The organism is Flavobacterium aeripolare (genome assembly GCF_013294025.1).
In the GTDB taxonomy this organism is placed as follows: Bacteria; Bacteroidota; Bacteroidia; order Flavobacteriales; family Flavobacteriaceae; genus Flavobacterium.
The window spans coordinates 130016-149277 of record NZ_JABSNL010000005.1 but is presented as its reverse complement, the minus strand read 5'-3'; the positions used below and the strand labels follow the sequence as shown (position 1 = coordinate 149277).

The following is a 19262-nucleotide window of genomic DNA, read 5'->3' as shown; positions in this document are numbered from 1 at the left end:
AACGGTAGTCTAAAGCTCTAATTTATTTAATGTTTCAAGAACATATGTATGCATCACTTCTCTATAATCAAGATGGGTGACCATTCTTAACTTCCCTTGTCCCATCGAGCTAATCGAAATATTTTTTTGTTTCAACTTCTCAATCAGATGCTTTTCACTGTAATTGCTTTTTATAGTAAAAATTAAGATATTCGTTTCTACCGGCTCTACCTTAGCAACCCATTCTCTTTTATTTAAAATTCCAGCAATTTCTTTTGCTCTACGGTGATCTTCGGCAAGACGTGTGATGTTATTATCTAAAGCATATAATCCTGCAGCAGCTAGATAACCAACTTGTCGCATACCTCCACCTAAAATTTTACGCACACGCAAGGCACGGTGAATGGTCTTTTTATCTCCTAACAATACAGACCCAATAGGTGCACCTAATCCCTTAGACAAACACACCGATATTGTATCAAAAATCTCTCCGTAAGATTTAGGATTTTGCTTTTTAGCAATTAAAGCGTTCCATATACGAGCACCATCAAGATGAAACTTTAAATTGTTTGCATCACAAACCGCTTTGATTTTTTTTAAGTCTTCTAGTTCGTAACAAGCACCACCCCCTTTATTAGTTGTATTTTCAACACAAACTAAACTTGTTAACGGGCTGTGATAGAATTCTGGATCGTTGATTGCTCCAGCTACTTGTTCTGCAGTGATCATTCCTCGATCTCCCTCTAGTAACGAAAAAGACACACCACTATTAAACGACGCACCACCACCTTCATAAAGGTAAACGTGTGCGTATTTATCAGCAATGATTTGTTCTCCTGGTTGTGTGTGCAATTTCAATGCAGCTTGATTTGCCATAGTACCAGACGGAAAGAAAAGACCGGCTTCCATTCCAAAAAGTTGGGCTATTGTATCTTCTAATTCTATTACAGTAGGGTCTTGTTTATAGACGTCATCACCTACTTCGGCATTGAACATATACTGTAACATTTCATAAGTGGGCTTAGTAATCGTATCGCTAACTAAATTTATTTCCATATAGCCATTTTATATTTATTTAAAAAGACAAGTCACTACTTGTCTCTTCTTAAATTTTATTATTTTTGTCCAACAAAATTACACAATTTATGACAACTACCGAACAAATTAAAGGTATTGTAGAGCGCCTTGGTGCGTTGAGGAGGTATCTTTGACGTTGATGCCAAATTAATCGAAATTTCTAACGAAGAAGAGAAGACTTTTGCCCCTGATTTCTGGAATAACGCCAAGGAAGCAGAGGTTATTGTGAAGAACCTTAGAAACAAGAAAAAATGGATCGAAGACTACGATAAAGCAGTCGAGATGACCGATGAGTTGCAACTTGCCTATGAATTTTATAGAGAAGGCGAACTCACAAATGAAGAACTAGAAGCGCATTATGAAGCAACCGAAAAACATATTGACGCTATCGAGTTTAAAAACATGCTTTCTGACGAAGGTGACACGCTTAGTGCGGTAGTTCAAATTACAGCTGGTGCCGGTGGTACCGAAAGTTGTGACTGGGCATCGATGCTAATGCGAATGTATATGATGTGGGGTGAAAAATACGGTTATAAAATAAAAGAGTTAAACTTTCAAAAAGGAGATGCTGCTGGAATTAAAACTGTAACGCTTGAATTTGAAGGAGACTACTCTTTTGGCTATTTAAAAGGAGAAAATGGAGTGCATCGATTAGTACGCATCTCCCCTTTTGATAGTAACGCAAAACGCCATACTTCATTTGCATCTGTATATGTGTATCCGTTAGTGGATGATAGTATCGAAATTGATATTAATCCTGCTGATATCGAAATCACAACTTCGCGCTCTAGTGGTGCTGGAGGACAAAATGTAAATAAGGTAGAAACTAAAGTGCAGCTTTTTCATAAACCCACTGGAATTCAAATTCAGTGTTCAGAAACACGCTCGCAACAAGACAACAGACAGCGTGCCATGCAAATGCTACGTTCCCAGTTGTATGAAATCGAACTTAAAAAGCAGCTTGCGCAACGTGCTGATATCGAAGCCGGAAAAATGAAAATAGAATGGGGTTCGCAAATACGAAATTATGTAATGCAACCCTATAAATTAGTAAAAGACGTGCGTACAGGCTATGAAAGTAGCAACGTTGACGGCGTGATGAATGGTGAAATTGATGAGTTTTTAAAAGCTTATTTAATGATGATGGGACAACGAGACGAAGACGAATAGCATTATTTTACTGTTAATATCAAATCCTACAGAGAAAAACTTATTTTTCTGTAGGATTTTTTATTTATATTCGCCAAAAAAAATCGTACACAGCATGAAAAATTGTATTCTAGTAGCCTTCCTCTTTTTATCGTTAACGTTTAACGCCCAAGAGAAAATTTACTTTACAAAAGATTTTAAAGAAGTAAAATCTCCTGATCTCGCCACTTATTACAGCACGTATAAAGACAGTTTAAAGGGAGTGAAAAGAGAGACTTATTTCATGAGCGGAGTAAAACGAAACAGCATTTATTTTACTAATTATAAAAAGCGTATCATAGATGGAGTTTCTTATGAATGGAATAGCGATGCAGTTTTAGTGAAAAAAGAAACTTGGCAGAAGGGTAAAAAGCAAGGCGTTTTTGAGACTTATTATACAAACAATAGGACAAAACGCACCGAAACTTATGATAATGACCAGTTTATTAGTGGGCATTGTTACAATGATGGCGGACAAGAAATCGAATTTTATCCCTACTATGAAAAACCTGAATTCCCAGGAGGCGCAAAGGAATTCTACAAATATATATCCCAGTCATTTAAAAAACCCAACGATGCTAAAGGAACAATCAAAGTGAAATTTGTTGTTCAGACTGATGGTAAATTACGTGAATTTGAAATATTAGAAGGACTCAACTACGATATGAATGTCGAAGTTTTGAGAGTTTTACATAGCAGTCCAGCATGGACTCCTGGTAGACTTGATGGAGAAATTGCTGATATCAGTTACAGTATACCTATAACTATTAAATAAAAATAAAATCCCCTTTACAATTATTCTTGTAAAGGAGATTTTGCTTTATAACCATTCGATTAGAGAGATCCCTACTCCTATTGTTGTTTGCTTATTGTTGTAATCTACTAAGGTTTCGCCATAGCCTTGAGAAATAAGTAAATGTCCTTTTAAATTATCTTTGATAGGATATGCCCATGAAAAAGTGGCACCTCCTTTTGACTTAGAGTTCAACCTTAGATTGTGATTCCCCTGAAAAGAAAAAATATTACCATTTCTAGCGTAGATCACGTTGATATCGCCATAACCTAAGTATTCACTAATATCTGGATTATCATCCTTAGTTGCTTTCATTTTCAACCAAGGCCTGATGTAAACACTCCAGCGATCTTTCTCAAATCCTGCATGAAAGATTACTCTGTTCCAACTCCTAGACAACGGTTGGCTTTTACCATTCGATTCATGGTTAAAAGCTACTCCTGCCATTTTCATTTTGAAACCAAATAACTTTAAATTAACTGGAAAATTTAAAATAACCTCTGGCTCATAATTGATTTCTCTAAACGGTCTAGAAAGGGTATTGTTGTATAACTGCCAGTGCGATACTTGCGTGTATGCAACCCATAAATCTCCTTTACCCCAAAAAATATCTTGAGCCACCTTCGTTTTAAAACTAAGTTGAAAACGGGCTTCGATATTGTTATAATTTAAACCATCTTGAGAAATATAATCCGGACTTGGATTTCCAGACACCGGCTTTTCATTAGGATTGCTAGACCATCTAGTAGGTAAAATGTAAATAGGCTTATAGGGCGTAACTAGAAAAGTTCCTCTGGTAACGGTCGAATCCAGCTCCCATCGCTCTGTCATATTTCTTAACTGAGATTTATTGTTAAACATTGCCTGAATTTGGGCTTGACCCTTAAAAGGCATCATTATAAGTAGTAAAATGACAATTTGAGTAAGAAATAGTTTCATTGCTATAGGATTAGCTCGCAAAAATAGACAAACATGAAATGTTAATTTTACTGTATTAAAAGAAAAAGTTATAATAATATCACCTTAAAATAGTTAAACAGCTACTTAATATTAGGAAGTATGCACCTAAATCATTTTATTTGGTACTTATTAAACTCTTATACTAACAAAAACTTAATGAAATCATTCTCTGTAAACGAAATCAACGAAATCTTAAATGGCGTTGTTGTTGGAAATACTTCAAATCAAATTACAGCTCCCGAGCAACTAGAAATTGCTAAGGAGAACAATATTACATTTATTGGTTGTAAAAAGTATGAGAAGTTTTGGCAAAGTTCTAATGCTTGCGTAGCAGTAGTTAACGACGATATTAGCATTGAACCTGGAGATAATAGAGCCTTTATAAAAGTAAAAAATGCCGACTTAGCGATGACGCAAGTCTTACATTTATTTGCTCCCCCTGCCCCAGTATTCAGTTCAGCAATCCACCCTACTGCAGTAGTAGATATGAGTGCATACATTGCAAATGGAGCAAAAATAGGTGCTGGATCTTACATAGGACCTAATGTAACCATTGGAGAAAATACAGTTATCTATCCTAATGTGACCGTACTTGATGAATGTACGATAGGTGCAAATACCATAATATGGTCTGGAGCAGTAATTAGAGAACGTTGCCATATAGGGAGTGACTGTATTATTCATCCTAATGCTACAATTGGCGCCGATGGATTTGGTTTTAGCCCTTGCGCACAACGAGGATTAGTAAAAATTCCGCAAATAGGTAATGTAATCATAGGCAACAATGTAGAAATTGGTGCTAACTCTTGCGTTGATAGAGGTAAATTTAGCTCAACAGTTGTAGGCGATGGTTGCAAAATAGACAACTTGGTACAAATAGGCCATAACAGTAAATTAGGTCGTTTTTGCATCATGGCTGGAAACAGTGGTCTAGCAGGATCAGTTACTTTAGGCGACGGTGTAATCATTGGTGGTAGTGCGTCAATTAAAGACCACACAACAATAGGTAGCGGTGCAATTGTAGGCGCAGGATCAGGAGTGACTGGTGACGTAGCAGCAGGAAAAACAATGTTAGGTTATCCAGCTGTCGAAGCTAGAGATGCACTTAAACAATGGGCAATTTTAAAACGTCTAGTTAACGATTCAAAGAAGTAAACTAGCACAATTTATCAAATTCATAAAAAAACAGACGTTGCGCATCGTTTTTTTAATTTTATATCGAAAAATTATTATAATCCATCGAAAATAGTAAATATTATTTCGATGGATTTTGTATTTTAGCACCAACTATTTATAACACTATTACAACATGGATTTAAACTTCAATAAGAACGAAGATCACAATAAACTGTTATTATCTCAATTAAAACACAACCTTTCAAAAGTGAAATTAGGTGGTGGTGAAAAGAGAATTGAAAAATTACATGCAGAAGGAAAGATGACTGCCAGAGAACGCATCGATTACCTTCTTGACCCTAAAGCAAAAGCAATTGAAATAGGCGCTTTTGTAGGTGAAGGAATGTACAAAGAACATGGCGGATGTCCTTCTGGTGGAGTTGTTGTAAAAGTAGGATACATTAGAGGGAAGCAATGTGTCGTTGTTGCTAATGACGCTACTGTAAAAGCAGGTGCTTGGTTCCCTATAACAGCCAAAAAGAACTTAAGAGCACAAGAAATTGCAATGGAAAATCGCTTGCCTATTATCTATTTAGTAGATAGCGCAGGAGTGTATTTGCCTTTGCAAGACGAAATATTCCCTGATAAAGAACACTTTGGTAGAATATTTAGAAACAACGCTCAAATGAGTAGCATGGGAATTACACAAATCTCTGCTATCATGGGAAGTTGTGTTGCCGGTGGTGCTTACTTGCCTATCATGAGTGACGAAGCAATTATCGTTGAAGGTACTGGAAGTATTTTCCTTGCTGGAAGCTATTTAGTAAAAGCAGCTATTGGTGAAAGCATCGATAACGAAACCTTAGGTGGAGCGACAACACATTGCGAAATTTCAGGTGTAACTGATTATAAAGCTAAAGACGATAAAGACGCCTTAGACAAAATAAAAAATATTGTTGATAAGATTGGTGACTACAATAAGGCTGGTTTTAGCCGTGTGAAGTCAGAGAAACCAGCATTAGACGAAAAAGAATTGTACGGTGTTTTACCTAAAGCGCGTAACGAACAGTATGACATGATGGACATCATCAATCGTTTAGTAGACAACTCAGAGTTTGAGGCATATAAAGATGGTTACGGTCAAACAATTATCACAGGTTACGCACGCATCGACGGTTGGGCTGTAGGAATTGTAGCCAACCAAAGAAAGGTGGTAAAAACCAAGAAAGGCGAAATGCAATTTGGAGGTGTTATCTACTCTGATAGTGCTGACAAAGCGACTCGTTTTATAGCAAATTGCAACCAGAAAAAGATTCCGTTAGTTTTCGTTCAAGATGTTACCGGTTTTATGGTAGGATCAAAATCTGAGCAAGGCGGAATTATTAAAGACGGTGCTAAAATGGTGAATGCGGTAAGTAATTCTGTCGTGCCAAAATTCACCGTTATTGTAGGAAACTCTTATGGTGCTGGAAATTATGCCATGTGCGGAAAAGCATACGATCCACGATTAATTTTTGCTTGGCCAAGCGCAGAACTTGCCGTAATGGGTGGAACGCAAGCTGCAAAAGTGTTGGCACAAATCGAAGCCTCATCATTAAAGAAAAGTGGTGAAGTAGTAGATGAAGAGAAAGAAGCAGCCCTTTTTGCAAAGATAAAAGCACGTTATGACGAACAAGTTTCGCCCTATTACGCTGCCTCTCGCTTATGGACAGATGCAATCATCGACCCACTAGATACTAGAAAATGGATCTCAATGGGTATTGAAGCTGCAGACCACGCTCCTATCGAGAAACAATTTAACCTAGGAGTGATCCAAGTATAACAAGAATATTTCTATTATTGGGAGCAAGACACTCTCATTTTCATAATAACTTATGTCCCGCTATCCGCTGTATCCCTAAAAAGGGGATGCCGCTGCTATCGGGGCTATTTTTTTACGACTGTTTTTCATAAATACTTCTACAGATTTATCTTGCAAACCAAAGTTTATTCTTGGGATTTAATGGTATATTTGGAAAGCCTGCAATACAAATCCACTTAAGGTAAATAACATAATTATCTATATTACAACATCTTTATAAAAGGCATTTTTTCTCAAAATGATTTGTGAAATAGTACAAAACAAACCACATTGAACATTCGATTATGACCAAAAAGATCCACTTTTCAATTTTGATGCTGCTATGTAATTTTATAATGTTGAGCCAAACCAATGAAATCGTAAAAGCCATCAATGAAAATGCATTCAGAATCAAAGATGTAAATCCAAATATTGAAGTGGAGAAGAATCCAACTTTAGACAGTATTTTTAAAGATGTGAGAATTTTTGGTTTCGGAGAGGCGACGCATGGCACAAAAGAATTCTTTGACTTAAAAGTTAAATTCTTTAAATATGTGGTAAAAAATCAAGCTGTGAAAAACTTTGCAATTGAAGCTAGCTACGGAAACTGCATCGCAATCAATGATTACATACACGGTAAAAACATTAATCCTAAAATCGCGTTGAATAACATTGGGTTTTGGATATGGAACTGCACCGAAGTATTAGATCTTATTGAATGGATGAAGGTTTACAACAGGGGTAAAAACACTAGTGAGCAATTAAGTTTTCATGGTGTAGATAGTAAGGATTGTGCTACTGCAGCCAAAATAATGTATGATTACATAAAAGTGAGTAACATAGAAAAGAAAGAAGAATATTTAAAAATCATTGCAACTTATAGCAAGACACAGAATATAAAAGATGCGAATAGGAAAGAATTAAAAAATCATTTAGTAGTTATGACAGATCTAAAAACCGTCTTAAATAACAACGCAATAGATAGCAGCGATTTTTATGTAAGAACACAAGAAGCTATCATACAATACATTGAATTTAGTTTGAATTACAATCAAACAACTAGAGACACACAAATGGCAGAAAACGTCAATAAAGTATTGACTTCAGCTGGAGCAGAAGGTAAAGTTTTCCTTTGGGCTCATAATTTACATGTGAATAAAGATAAAATACAGTCTAATATCCCATCGATGGGAAACCATCTCAAACAAAAATATGGTAATCAATATTACAGCGTAGGATTTGATTTTGCCACTGGAAAATTTAACGCATTAGACCTTTCTAAAAACCGCCTCACCACAAGTGTAATCGATAACGTAATGAAAAACACGAGTAATGAACTATTCGATAAATGTACCTTTGACACTTACTTACTAGATTTTAATACGGCAATAAAAACTTCCGTTTTAGCTGATTATCTTAACTCTAAAGTAACACATCAAGGAATTGGCTCTACTTTCGATCCTAAAATGGTTATACAGGAAAGATTAATATATTCTTTTGATGCTATTATTTTTGTGAAAAATACAACAGAATCTACTTTACTCCATAATTAAAAATAGCGTGTAAATAAGTTTAAAATAGCCCCATAAAGAACTATTTTAGTACTTTTAATACAAAGATTACAATGAATTTAGATTTCAAAAAAGCAGTAGCTGCTCAAATTCCCGAAATATGGATTATTCTAAAGCAAGCTATTGCAAGACGCAAAGCCGATGGAAGCCAGCAATGGCAAGATGGTTATCCAAATCCTGAAGTTATTTTAAATGACATCAATAAAGCTGCGGGATACATACTTCTAGATGGAGAAATAATTATAGGGTACACTGCAATTTTAATTAACGACGAACCCGAGTACGAAAATATTCAAGGTAAATGGTTGAGTGATTCTGATTTCGTGGTTTTTCACCGTGTAGCGATTGCACAGGAATATCTAGGTAAAAGAATTGCCAAAATCTTAATGCAAGAGATCGAAAAATTTGCTGCAGTCCATTCTATAAAAAGCATTAAAGCAGACACCAGCTTTGACAATCAAGCCATGATTGCTATTTTTGAGAAATTACACTACGTATATTGTGGTGAAGTTTACTTTAGAGGAAGCCCTAGAAGAGCCTACGAAAAAATACTAAAAGCATAATAAGCACATGAAAAAAGTACTACTATTTATTGCAATACTTGCGGTTTTTATACAATGTAATTCTGTTGAAAAATACAACCAACATTATGACACTAAAATCCCTGTCAACGACTTAAAAAGCGATGTTGACTTCACCTATAAAAAATTACAGCATTTGCATCCTTTTCTGTATGGTTTCATCAGTAAAGAGGATTTAGACCATAAATTTGATAGTTTGAAAAACAGTTTAAAAACACCATTAAAACCCTTAGAATTTTACAAAAAAATAAGTCCTATTGTCGCTGCAGTTAAACAAGGGCATATGATTGTCTACCCTCCTATGAAGCGATTAAGTAAGAACGAAAGTAAAGCACTTGAAGAAAAAGGAATGGGACCATTTTCACAAATTGAATTGGGTTTCAATGAAAACAAATTATATGTCTTAAAAAATAAATCTACAGATAGTACCATACATGTTGGTTCCCAACTTATTAGTGTCGATAATATTAAAGTAACTGACATCATTCAAGAACATAATAACTATTTTACCTCTGATGGTTTTAATACTACATTTAAACCCAATTATTATAACACGCGTCTTGCTAACTATTTTGTCATCGATCACGGGATTAAAGACAGCCTATTATACACCTTTAAATACAATGACAGCATTGAAAACCATTTAATAAAACGCTTTAAGAAAGAAGAAAATAAAAATGATTCAGCAGCTGTTGTAAAAGTTCCTAAAATAAAAGTAGATAGAGAAAAGACAAAGGCATTAAAACGTAAAAACCGCATTCAAGGATACGATGCTACTGCAGGTAATTATACTCGAAATATTGAATTTAGAGGTCAAGATAGCAGCACCGTAATTATCAAAATTAGAGGCTTTAAAAATAGGGCTTACAAAAAGTTTTACAAGGAGTCTTTTGCAAAAATCAAGAACTTCAAATCGAAAAACTTAATATTAGATTTAAGAGACAATGGTGGCGAAAGATTAAGTGAAATAAATTATCTCTATTCTCTTTTAACTGACACAAACTATGTATTATTAGAGAAGTCAAAGGTTGTTTCGCGTTCTAGTGTAGCAATAGGATCTTACTTATCTAATGCGCCTGTAGTAGTTCAGGTAGCTAAGACAATCCTTTTCCCCTTTACTTTCACTATTTCTTTATTAACTACTAAGAAAGATAAGGATGGAAGTTTTTATCAAAAAATTTATACAAAAGAACAAGAAGCTGATGAACTGGCTTTTAAGGGGAAAGTATATGTACTAATTAATGGAGGAAGCTTCTCGGCATCTAGTATATTATCCGCAACTTTAAAAGGAACTTCAAGAGCTACATTTGTAGGTGAAGAAACTGGTGGGAATTTCAATGGCACCGTAGCGGGAATTATACCTATTATTAAATTACCGCATTCTGATTTAAAAATTAGAATGGGATTAATGCACGTTATACCGCATCAGCAAACTACAGTTCAAGGCCACGGAGTATATCCTAACAAAAAGATTGAAGTGACCATAAATGATGTACTTAATCAAAAAGATCCCCAACTTGAATGGATACTTGAAGACATAAAAGCAAACAAAGAATAGCAAAAGATAAGCACCTTTAAAGGTGCTTTTCTTTTATTGATTTAAACTTTTTAGGATTTCGTTTCTCTTAACTTTTCCGTTATCTGTTTCTAGAAACAAGATATTGTAAAAAATCTCTTTTGGCTGGTCGTATTTTTCTAAACCTGCTAGCAGACTTTCGTCAAAAATGCCTTTATCTCCTTCTACTACTAATACTAATTTTTCGCCTAAAACGTCATCAGCAATACCGCCAACAAAAAATCGGGATGGAATCAATCCGGATAACTTCTCCTCTATTTGCTCTGGAATTAATTTTATACCACCACTATTCACCACATTATCTACGCGCCCTAAAAACTTAAATTGATGGGCATTTATTATTTCGATAATATCATTTGTGACAATGGCCTGATCTGAAATTTTAGGAGCATTAATTACTAAACACTGCTCGTGATTTTGTGAAATAACGATATCGGGTAAAATGGTAAATGCAGACTCCCCTACTTTTTTAGCAGCAATATGAGTGATGGTTTCTGTCATACCATAAGTCTCATAAACGGCTGTTTCTTTTAATTTCTTCAAGCTCTTCTCTAATTCTTTGCTCATTTTTGCACCGCCCACAATCAGTTTCTTAATATTTTTCAATTCTTTAAGAGACTTTTGTACTTGTAAAGGTACCATAGCAGCAAAATCATATACTTTTTCATTTTTTGCTAGTGGTGTAGAAGTTGGCGCAACAAAATCAACGTCTAAACCTAGAATAAAACTACGTACTAACATCATCTTACCAGCAATATATTCTGTTGGCAAACAAAAAAGTGCTTTATCTCCTGGACTCAAATTAAAAAAGTCTCCTGTAGCTAATGCAGAGTTAACCATTTTTTGTTTGTCCATTTTGATAAGCTTGGGCGCTCCCGTTGTTCCTGAAGTTTTCAGCGTGATATATTCCTTACTGTCAAACCAATCTAGAAGAAAATCACCAATAGATTTCTCAAATGCGTCACCTTCTTTAATTAAGCAATAGGATACGCGGCACAAATCATCTCTATCAAGATGGTATCCGTTTAACTTGAAACGGTTGTGTACATTTTTATAAGTAACTTCAGTTGCCATAATTTGTGATTTTTAAATACTATTAGAAGTGCTGTTTGCTGTAATTTTGCCTGTTAATTTTTCTTTCCAATTAGTCCAATTGTATCGTTTACTAAAAATATACAAGAGCACAGGATAGGTTATAAGTAATAATAGAACATCTGTCAAGCCATAGGTGGGTTCGCTTACGCTTTTTAAAATAGAATCGGTTTGAAAAGCGGTCCAATCTGCTGTTATCAGCAATGCCCCAAAAATATTATTTGCAGCATGAAAGCCTAAAGCTAATTCTAGACCTTCATCCATTAAGGTGATAATTCCTAGAAAAAGTCCTACTGCTAAATATTCGAGCATAATTAAATTCCCAACACGCGATACTTCAGGATTCCAATAATGCATTCCACCAAATATAAGTGTCGTCATCAATAAAGGAAACCATTTATTTTCAGCTAAATTCCCAAAACCTTGCATTAAATAGCCTCTAAAAACTAATTCCTCAACACTCGTTTGAATAGGAATTAAAAGCAGTACCACCACTACTAATATTAGGAAAGGGATGGGTTTGAAATTTAAAACGTATTCCTCAGGATTTAAAAAATAAGCAACAATAACCGAAACTATCAAGAACGCCCCCCAGATTATAAATGAAAAGGCGACTCGCTTCCAGTCAACCTTTGGCCGCGAAGTGGTAATAGATAACATGTTTTGATTGTGCGATTTTTTTAAAATTAAAAACAATGCAGCTAGCACAAACACAAAAGAAAGTAGCATCAAGGCTAAATAGAGATTGGAGTCAAAGTAAGTAGCAAAACCTTCCATCCCCGTAGGCATGGGTTTACCACTGTAATGCGAATAAATAGCAGTTACCACTACAAGAGGTATCGAACCAATGTTTGCCGCTAGAAACAATAAAAATGAACCAAATAAATAACTTGCAAAACTATTCTCCTTCTTAAAACCCTGGGCTATAAACATTTCTAAAATTTTATTTTATTATTCTTGAAAGCAACCTCTTAAAAGCTACTTTTGTGATTTTAAAATTACCTTTTTTATTTGATATAAATCCTATTAAAACCTTATTTAAAATGCAAGTTTATCACAATCCACGTTGCGGCAAATCTAGAAACTGTTTGGCGTATCTTACAGAGAACAATATAGAATTTGAAACCATAAAATACCTAGAACAAACACCCAGCAAAAAACAAATTATTGCACTCTTAGAAATGCTTGAAATGGCCCCATTAGAACTGGTGCGTAAAAAAGAAAAGATTTGGATTGAGAGGTATAAAAATCAGTCCTTAACAGATGATGCAATAGTAGACGCACTGGTTGAAAACCCAATCTTAATTGAACGTCCTATTATAATTAAAGATGGAAAAGCGACCATAGCTAGAGATTTAGAAAGCATTCAAAAAACCTTATAAAAAACGCTCTTTTTTATTTTAACATTTATTTATGAAATAGTGATTAAACCTATTTCGCTTTTACTAATCCTAACACGATAATCTAAACTAAAATACTAATGTACCATCATTTAAAAACCTACTTAACACTTACATTTTTTCTAACCTTAGTCTGTAGCTTTGCACAACAAAGGCAAGGTCCACCAAGACAAGGTCCAGCAGCAGCAAAAATTAGTATTATTGGAACTGTTATAGAGAAAATTAGTAAGCAACCCTTAGAATATGCTACAATTTCATTTACAAACTCTAGGACAGCCAAAGTTGTTTCAGGAGGAATTACTGATCCTAAAGGAGCTTTTAATATTGCTGTTTCTCCAGGAATGTATACTATAAAAATAGAGTTCATTTCTTTTAAATCAATCGAATTAAAAGATAAAGTGCTTAAAGAAGATACAGATTTAGGAACGATTGCTTTAAGCGAAGATGCTGCTCAATTAAATGAGGTAGTAATTCGTGCTGAAAAATCTACAGTCGAAATCAAATTAGACAAAAAGGTTTACAATGTAGGTAACGACATGCTTGTAAAAGGAGGAACTGTAAGTGATGTTCTTGAAAATGTTCCTTCTGTATCTGTTGATGTTGAAGGTAATGTAAGTTTAAGAGGAAGCGATAACGTACGTATTTTTATTGATGGCCGTCCCTCTAATGCCTTAAATATGGCGGAGGCTTTACGCCAAATTCCAGCTGACGCTATTGATAAAGTTGAAGTGATTACTAACCCATCTGCACGTTATGATGCGGAAGGAGGTGCCGGAATCTTGAATATCATACTTAAAAAAGGAAAAAATCAAGGTTTTAACGGAACATTTATTGCCTCTACAGGATATCCAGAAACATACGGTCTAAGTGCCAACTTGAATTACAAAACTGAGAAGATGAATTATTTCACTTCTACAGGATATAGCTATAGAACAAATGAAGGTGCTGGTAAAACAAATTCAGAATATTACAATCTAGATGGTTCTACTAGTAAATTCATAGATGAAACTCGTGATACACAACGTACAAGAAAAGGAATTAGTACAAAGACAGGTGTTGAGTGGGAAATAACACCTACAACATTCTGGACAAATGCAATTAGTTATAGAGACAATCGCGGAGACAATGAGGATTTAGTTACTTATAGAAATTTTGATCAAGCACGCCAATTCACTTTCGATAATTACCGTTTGAATAATGGATATGACAGTGGAAATGACTTTGAATTCACTTCTAATTTCATTAAAAACTTTAATGACAAAGGTCACAAATTAACAGTTGACGGTTCGTATTCAAGAAATAACGATAAAGACAATTCGATTATTACTGCTGTAAACGAGACTTTTCCTGATCAATCGTCGTTTAGTACTACAATGAATGATGAAGTTCAAAAACAATTTCAATTTCAAGCCGATTACGTTTTACCGATAGGTGAAGGTGGTCAATTTGAAGCAGGTTACAAAGGAAACTTCAATGACTTGAATAAAGATTACGATATTTTTGCTAGTGAAAATGGAAACAGCTTAGGTAATTCACTTTCTAACACATTAGAATACAAAGAAAAAATCAACGCCATCTATACACAATATGGTTTCAAAGTAAACAAATTTTCATACTTATTTGGTTTGCGTTGGGAAGACACTAATATTGATGTCAATCTCTTAGACACTAATGAGTTTAATAATAAAAAGTACAATAAGTTTTTCCCTAGTGCTTTTGTAAACTACGAAATATCAGATGAAAGTAGCCTTTCATTAAGCTATAGTAAACGTCTTTCAAGACCTAGAGGACGTTTCTTAGACCCTACTCCTAATATTTCTAGTAACATCAACATCTTTAGAGGTAACCCTGATTTAGATCCTTCACTAACAGATAAATTTGATTTAGGTTATATTAAAAGATGGGATAAAGTAACTTTCAATACCTCACTTTATTTCGAAAACACGACAGACGTATTTTCATTTGTACGTTATGAAAGCGGTGATTTTGTAAACGGAGTTGACGATGGTACAGGAACACTTGTAGGTGGTACGCCAGTTATTTTAAGTACGCCAATCAACATTGGAAAAGAACAAAAATTTGGTTTCGAATTCACATTAAACTACTCTCCTAGCAAAAAATGGAAACTGAATAGTAGCTTTAACTTATTCGATTCTAAAACAACAGGAGCGTTTGTCTACACAGATTCTCAAGGAATTGTACAAACGACTAATTTAGACAACGAAGCAGTTTCATGGTTTACGAGAGTAAATTCTAGATATACTTTACCATACAAAATCGAATGGCAATTAAGCGGAATGTACTTTGGACCTAGCAATACTGCTCAAGGAAGAAGTTTGGGTCAATACATGATCAATACTGCTTTAAGTAAAGATATCTTAAAAGACAAAGCAACGATTGCATTTAACGTAAGTGACATTTTTAACTCACGCAGAATGAGATCAGAAACTAATTTGGCTTCAGTAAGTAATTACAGTGAGTTCCAGTTTAGAAAAAGACAATTTAATTTATCATTCACATACCGCATCAACAAGAAAAAATCTGATAAAGATAGAGAAGCTCCTAAAGGTGGTGGTGATGAAGATGGTGGAGGATTTCCAGGATAACACAAGAATTTAGTTAGGTTAATTAATTCTTGAATACGGGTTCGTTTAAATACGAATCCGTATTTTTTTTTGCCTATTCGAAAAAGTAGGGCACAAAAAAAAAGGATCCGTTTACCGAATCCTTTTTTATGACACAATCTACTATATTATAGTGATTGTTGTTCTTGCTTCTTTTTAGCTTTTTTTTCTTTATATGCTTCCCAAGATGCACCGCCTACCCAGTAGGAAACGAAACTAACTAGAAAAAACATTAACCAGAATCCTAAAGTAAGGATGGTTAAAAAAAGTAAAAAGCCTAAATACTGTGAAAATTCAAACATGTTTTCCGGAATTTTTGAATGTAGCCACAAATGTAAGTTTATTATCCATCCCTACCAATAAAAAATTATAAAAACTATGCATCAATTTTTATAAAATAGTATTTATCCGTATTTTTGAGCTCATATTTAGGAGCATTTTCCAGCTATCCGCTATATCCACGCATAAAAAGCGTGGGATGCCGCTACTATCTGGGCTAACTCACAAAATATACAACAACATGTAATTTTTCAAATAACACAAACACATATAAAATGGAATTTAGAATAGAGAAGGATACTATGGGTGAAGTGCAAGTCCCAGCCGATAAATATTGGGGTGCACAAACAGAACGTTCTAGAAATAATTTTAAGATAGGACCATCTGCTTCGATGCCAAAAGAAATCGTTGAAGGTTTTGCTTACTTAAAAAAAGCAGCTGCTTATGCTAACTGTGATTTAGGTGTTTTACCAATCGAAAAACGCGATGCTATTGCAGCTGTATGTGATGAAATACTTGCAGGTAAACTGGACGACCAGTTTCCGTTAGTAATCTGGCAAACAGGTTCTGGTACTCAAAGTAATATGAACGTAAATGAAGTTGTTGCTAACCGTGCACAAGTTTTAAAAGGTTTTGCGATAGGTGAAGGAGAACAATTTATTAAGGCAAATGATGATGTGAATAAGTCACAATCGTCAAACGATACTTTCCCTACGGGAATGCATATTGCTGCTTACAAAGCGATCGTAGAAGTAACTATTCCTGGTGTTGAACAATTAAGAGATACTTTAAACGCAAAAGCAACTGAATTCAAAAATGTAGTAAAAATTGGCCGTACGCACCTTATGGATGCTACTCCTCTAACTTTAGGACAAGAATTATCTGGTTACGTTGCACAATTAAACTACGGTTTAAAAGCAGTAAAAAATACCTTAGCACACTTATCTGAGGTCGCTCTTGGAGGAACTGCTGTGGGTACAGGTTTAAATACACCTGCTGGATATGATGTAAAAGTAGCAGCATACATTGCTGAATTTACTGGACACCCTTTTATCACTGCCGAAAATAAATTTGAAGCACTAGCAGCACATGATGCTATCGTTGAATCTCATGGTGCTTTGAAGCAACTTGCTGTCTCTTTAAACAAAATTGCAAACGATATTCGTATGCTAGCTTCTGGACCTCGCTCAGGAATTGGGGAATTGATTATTCCAGAAAACGAACCAGGTTCTTCTATCATGCCCGGAAAAGTAAACCCTACACAATGTGAGGCGTTGACTATGGTATGTGCTCAAGTAATGGGTAACGATGTTGCTATCACTGTGGGTGGAATGCAGGGTCATTATGAATTGAACGTATTCAAACCAGTAATGGCTGCTAACTTTTTACAATCAGCACGTTTACTAGGAGATGCTTGTAAATCATTTGACGAGCACTGTGCTCAAGGTATCGAACCTAATCACAAAAGAATTAAAGAATTAGTTGATAATTCATTAATGCTTGTAACTGCTTTAAATACTAAAATAGGATATTACAAAGCAGCAGAAATCGCGCAAACAGCACACAAGAACGGAACAACATTGAAAGAAGAGTCTGTACGTTTAGGATATATAACTGCCGAAGATTTTGATGCTTGGGTAAAACCAGAAGATATGGTGGGAAGTCTAAAATAATTAGCCCATACCAGTAAATAAAAGGCCCTGTAACAAATTGATGTTACAGGGCCTTTTTATATTGAATGAATAAAAAATAGTATGCTATTGCTCCTCTTCTTTTTTAATCACTTTACGAGCTACTTCGATCTTGTATTTTTTGCCTTTCATTTTTTGATCTCTAATATTACTTAACAGATCCTTTACCTTCCCGAATCTCACAGCAGCAAACGAAATAAAATCTTTCACTTCGATTAAACCCAAATCTCCTTTTTCTAGTTGCCCTTTTTGAGAAAAGAAACCTACAATGTCGATTTTGTTTAATTTATTCTTTTTACCACCGCTTATGTAGATTGTTTGAAATTGAGGCGGTTTAGGCAAATTCACAGCAGTGTCAACAGCAAGCACTTTCATACCATAATCAATATAATCCATTTTTTTCTCACTATCATGCGTGATGATATAAGCCGTTCCAGAGGCTGTCATACGAGCTGTACGACCGTTCCTATGCGTGTACTCATCTTCTTTTGATGGCAAATGATAATGAATAACGTGGTTCATCTCAGGAATATCAAGTCCGCGGGCAGCTAAATCTGTAGTGATGAGGTAGCTCACACTTCCGTTTCTAAATTGAATCAAAGCACGCTCGCGTTCCTCTTGATCCATACCTCCATGGTAATATGTTGAGTAAATTCCTTTCTCGTTTAAGGTATCACTAATACGCTCTGCAGCATCTCGGTGGTTACAAAAAACAATAGCCGATTCTGATTTTAAAGAGCAAATCAGGTTAAACAAACTCCCTAATTTGTCTTTATCTTTAGACACTACTAATTTGGTGGCCAAATTACTAGCCTCTTCGTGCTCCGGAATAAAGTCTAAAACAGTTGGATTGATTACTCTAGTATATTTTGGGATTTCGATATCACTAGTCGCAGATACCAAAACTCGCTTGTTCAGTTTGCTTAATTTTCCAATGATAAAAGACATTTGCTCATGGAAACCCAATTGCAACGATTTATCAAACTCATCTAAAATTAAGGTTTGTATTTTATCAACTCTAAAAGTGCCTCTATCAATATGATCTGCAATACGCCCAGGAGTTCCTATCAAAACTGCTGGAGGATTACTCAAGTTTTTAATTTCAGTATCAATTGAATGTCCACCGTAGCACACATTCACTTTATAATCGGTTCCCATTTTTTTCCAAACTTGTTCTATTTGCAATCCTAATTCTCTTGAAGGAACTAAGATCAAACATTGAACAGACAGAATTTCTGGTTGTAACATTTCTAAAATAGGCAACAAAAAGGCCAATGTTTTTCCTGAACCTGTAGGTGACAACAACAAAACGTTGTTATCGTTCAAAATAGCATCTTGCGCTACTTCTTGCATTTCGTTTAGGCTTTCGATACCTAAATTCAATAGTATATTATTAGAATGGTGCTTCTTATTCATTTTTAAATATTTGTGCAAAGGTAAAATGAATTATGCAGTTCTAGTCTAGAATTTCCATTTTTATCTTTACACTAGATTA

Annotated in this window: 16 protein-coding genes; 10 read left to right on the top strand and 6 right to left on the bottom strand. The window is 34.9% G+C overall.

Translation table 11 applies throughout. The features are described from left to right. Positions 1-9: 9 nt before the first annotated feature. Positions 10-1035, bottom strand: a complete 1026-nt coding sequence (locus HNQ00_RS07845; RefSeq protein ID WP_173837777.1) for a threonine aldolase family protein — start codon at positions 1033-1035, stop codon at positions 10-12. A gap of 89 nt (positions 1036-1124) precedes the next feature. Between HNQ00_RS07845 and prfB the strand changes: the two genes are divergently transcribed. Both prfB and HNQ00_RS07835 read left to right on the top strand, forming a co-directional pair. Further along, a protein-coding gene (prfB, locus tag HNQ00_RS07840) for a peptide chain release factor 2 (protein WP_173837776.1) occupies positions 1125-2226 on the top strand; the annotation gives its coding sequence in 2 pieces (ribosomal slippage) (positions 1125-1187 and positions 1189-2226; 1101 coding nt in all). 94 nt (positions 2227-2320) lie between these two features. Next, the gene (locus tag HNQ00_RS07835; protein WP_173837775.1) at positions 2321-3019 is read left to right on the top strand and encodes an energy transducer TonB; all 699 of its coding nucleotides are present in this window, start codon (positions 2321-2323) and stop codon (positions 3017-3019) included. Positions 3020-3064: 45 nt separating this feature from the next. Here the strand turns inward: HNQ00_RS07835 and HNQ00_RS07830 are convergent, their stop codons facing one another. Then, entirely contained in the window at positions 3065-3976 is a 912-nt protein-coding gene (locus HNQ00_RS07830; RefSeq protein WP_173837774.1) for a phospholipase A, read from the bottom strand. 177 nt (positions 3977-4153) lie between these two features. Between HNQ00_RS07830 and lpxD the strand changes: the two genes are divergently transcribed. The 5 genes from lpxD to HNQ00_RS07805 all read left to right on the top strand — a co-directional run bounded on the left by lpxD (position 4154) and on the right by HNQ00_RS07805 (position 10663). Next, positions 4154-5152 (top strand): UDP-3-O-(3-hydroxymyristoyl)glucosamine N-acyltransferase, encoded by a 999-nt coding sequence (lpxD, locus tag HNQ00_RS07825; protein ID WP_173837773.1) that lies wholly within the window; start codon positions 4154-4156, stop codon positions 5150-5152. Between the two features lie 154 nt (positions 5153-5306). Further along, complete coding sequence (locus HNQ00_RS07820) at positions 5307-6935, top strand: acyl-CoA carboxylase subunit beta (protein WP_173837772.1); 1629 nt, start codon at positions 5307-5309, stop codon at positions 6933-6935. Positions 6936-7258: 323 nt separating this feature from the next. Next, positions 7259-8506, top strand: a complete 1248-nt coding sequence (locus tag HNQ00_RS07815; protein ID WP_173837771.1) for an erythromycin esterase family protein — start codon at positions 7259-7261, stop codon at positions 8504-8506. Positions 8507-8571: 65 nt separating this feature from the next. Next, positions 8572-9087 (top strand): GNAT family N-acetyltransferase, encoded by a 516-nt coding sequence (locus HNQ00_RS07810; RefSeq protein ID WP_371739016.1) that lies wholly within the window; start codon positions 8572-8574, stop codon positions 9085-9087. 7 nt (positions 9088-9094) lie between these two features. Beyond that, positions 9095-10663 carry a S41 family peptidase gene (locus HNQ00_RS07805; protein ID WP_173837769.1) on the top strand — a complete coding sequence of 523 codons (1569 nt, stop codon included), beginning with the start codon at positions 9095-9097 and terminating at the stop codon, positions 10661-10663. 33 nt (positions 10664-10696) lie between these two features. Here HNQ00_RS07805 and HNQ00_RS07800 read toward each other — a convergent pair whose 3' ends face one another. Then, entirely contained in the window at positions 10697-11755 is a 1059-nt protein-coding gene (locus HNQ00_RS07800) for an AMP-binding protein (protein ID WP_173837768.1), read from the bottom strand. 12 nt (positions 11756-11767) lie between these two features. After that, on the bottom strand, positions 11768-12706 hold the full coding sequence (locus tag HNQ00_RS07795; protein ID WP_173837767.1) for a CPBP family intramembrane glutamic endopeptidase: 939 nt from the start codon (positions 12704-12706) through the stop codon (positions 11768-11770). 110 nt (positions 12707-12816) lie between these two features. Between HNQ00_RS07795 and arsC the strand changes: the two genes are divergently transcribed. Both arsC and HNQ00_RS07785 read left to right on the top strand, forming a co-directional pair. Beyond that, complete coding sequence (gene arsC / locus HNQ00_RS07790; protein WP_173837766.1) at positions 12817-13155, top strand: arsenate reductase (glutaredoxin); 339 nt, start codon at positions 12817-12819, stop codon at positions 13153-13155. Positions 13156-13253: 98 nt separating this feature from the next. Next, entirely contained in the window at positions 13254-15779 is a 2526-nt protein-coding gene (locus HNQ00_RS07785; RefSeq protein ID WP_173837765.1) for a TonB-dependent receptor, read from the top strand. Positions 15780-15925: 146 nt separating this feature from the next. On the opposite strand, the gene HNQ00_RS07780 is transcribed toward HNQ00_RS07785, so the two are convergent. Further along, complete coding sequence (locus tag HNQ00_RS07780) at positions 15926-16099, bottom strand: hypothetical protein (protein ID WP_173837764.1); 174 nt, start codon at positions 16097-16099, stop codon at positions 15926-15928. Between the two features lie 252 nt (positions 16100-16351). Between HNQ00_RS07780 and fumC the strand changes: the two genes are divergently transcribed. Then, entirely contained in the window at positions 16352-17749 is a 1398-nt protein-coding gene (fumC, locus tag HNQ00_RS07775; RefSeq protein WP_173837763.1) for a class II fumarate hydratase, read from the top strand. An 84-nt stretch (positions 17750-17833) separates the two neighbouring features. On the opposite strand, the gene HNQ00_RS07770 is transcribed toward fumC, so the two are convergent. Continuing rightward, on the bottom strand, positions 17834-19183 hold the full coding sequence (locus tag HNQ00_RS07770) for a DEAD/DEAH box helicase (RefSeq protein ID WP_173837762.1): 1350 nt from the start codon (positions 19181-19183) through the stop codon (positions 17834-17836). Positions 19184-19262 lie beyond the last annotated feature (79 nt).

Coding starts and splice junctions, on each gene's coding strand:
- HNQ00_RS07845 (WP_173837777.1), bottom strand. CDS start 1,035: ATGGAAATAAATTTAGTTAGCGATACGATTACTAAGCCCACTTATGAA.
- HNQ00_RS07835 (WP_173837775.1), top strand. CDS start 2,321: ATGAAAAATTGTATTCTAGTAGCCTTCCTCTTTTTATCGTTAACGTTT.
- HNQ00_RS07830 (WP_173837774.1), bottom strand. CDS start 3,976: ATGAAACTATTTCTTACTCAAATTGTCATTTTACTACTTATAATGATG.
- lpxD (WP_173837773.1), top strand. CDS start 4,154: ATGAAATCATTCTCTGTAAACGAAATCAACGAAATCTTAAATGGCGTT.
- HNQ00_RS07820 (WP_173837772.1), top strand. CDS start 5,307: ATGGATTTAAACTTCAATAAGAACGAAGATCACAATAAACTGTTATTA.
- HNQ00_RS07815 (WP_173837771.1), top strand. CDS start 7,259: ATGACCAAAAAGATCCACTTTTCAATTTTGATGCTGCTATGTAATTTT.
- HNQ00_RS07805 (WP_173837769.1), top strand. CDS start 9,095: ATGAAAAAAGTACTACTATTTATTGCAATACTTGCGGTTTTTATACAA.
- HNQ00_RS07800 (WP_173837768.1), bottom strand. CDS start 11,755: ATGGCAACTGAAGTTACTTATAAAAATGTACACAACCGTTTCAAGTTA.
- HNQ00_RS07795 (WP_173837767.1), bottom strand. CDS start 12,706: ATGTTTATAGCCCAGGGTTTTAAGAAGGAGAATAGTTTTGCAAGTTAT.
- arsC (WP_173837766.1), top strand. CDS start 12,817: ATGCAAGTTTATCACAATCCACGTTGCGGCAAATCTAGAAACTGTTTG.
- HNQ00_RS07785 (WP_173837765.1), top strand. CDS start 13,254: ATGTACCATCATTTAAAAACCTACTTAACACTTACATTTTTTCTAACC.
- HNQ00_RS07780 (WP_173837764.1), bottom strand. CDS start 16,099: ATGTTTGAATTTTCACAGTATTTAGGCTTTTTACTTTTTTTAACCATC.
- fumC (WP_173837763.1), top strand. CDS start 16,352: ATGGAATTTAGAATAGAGAAGGATACTATGGGTGAAGTGCAAGTCCCA.
- HNQ00_RS07770 (WP_173837762.1), bottom strand. CDS start 19,183: ATGAATAAGAAGCACCATTCTAATAATATACTATTGAATTTAGGTATC.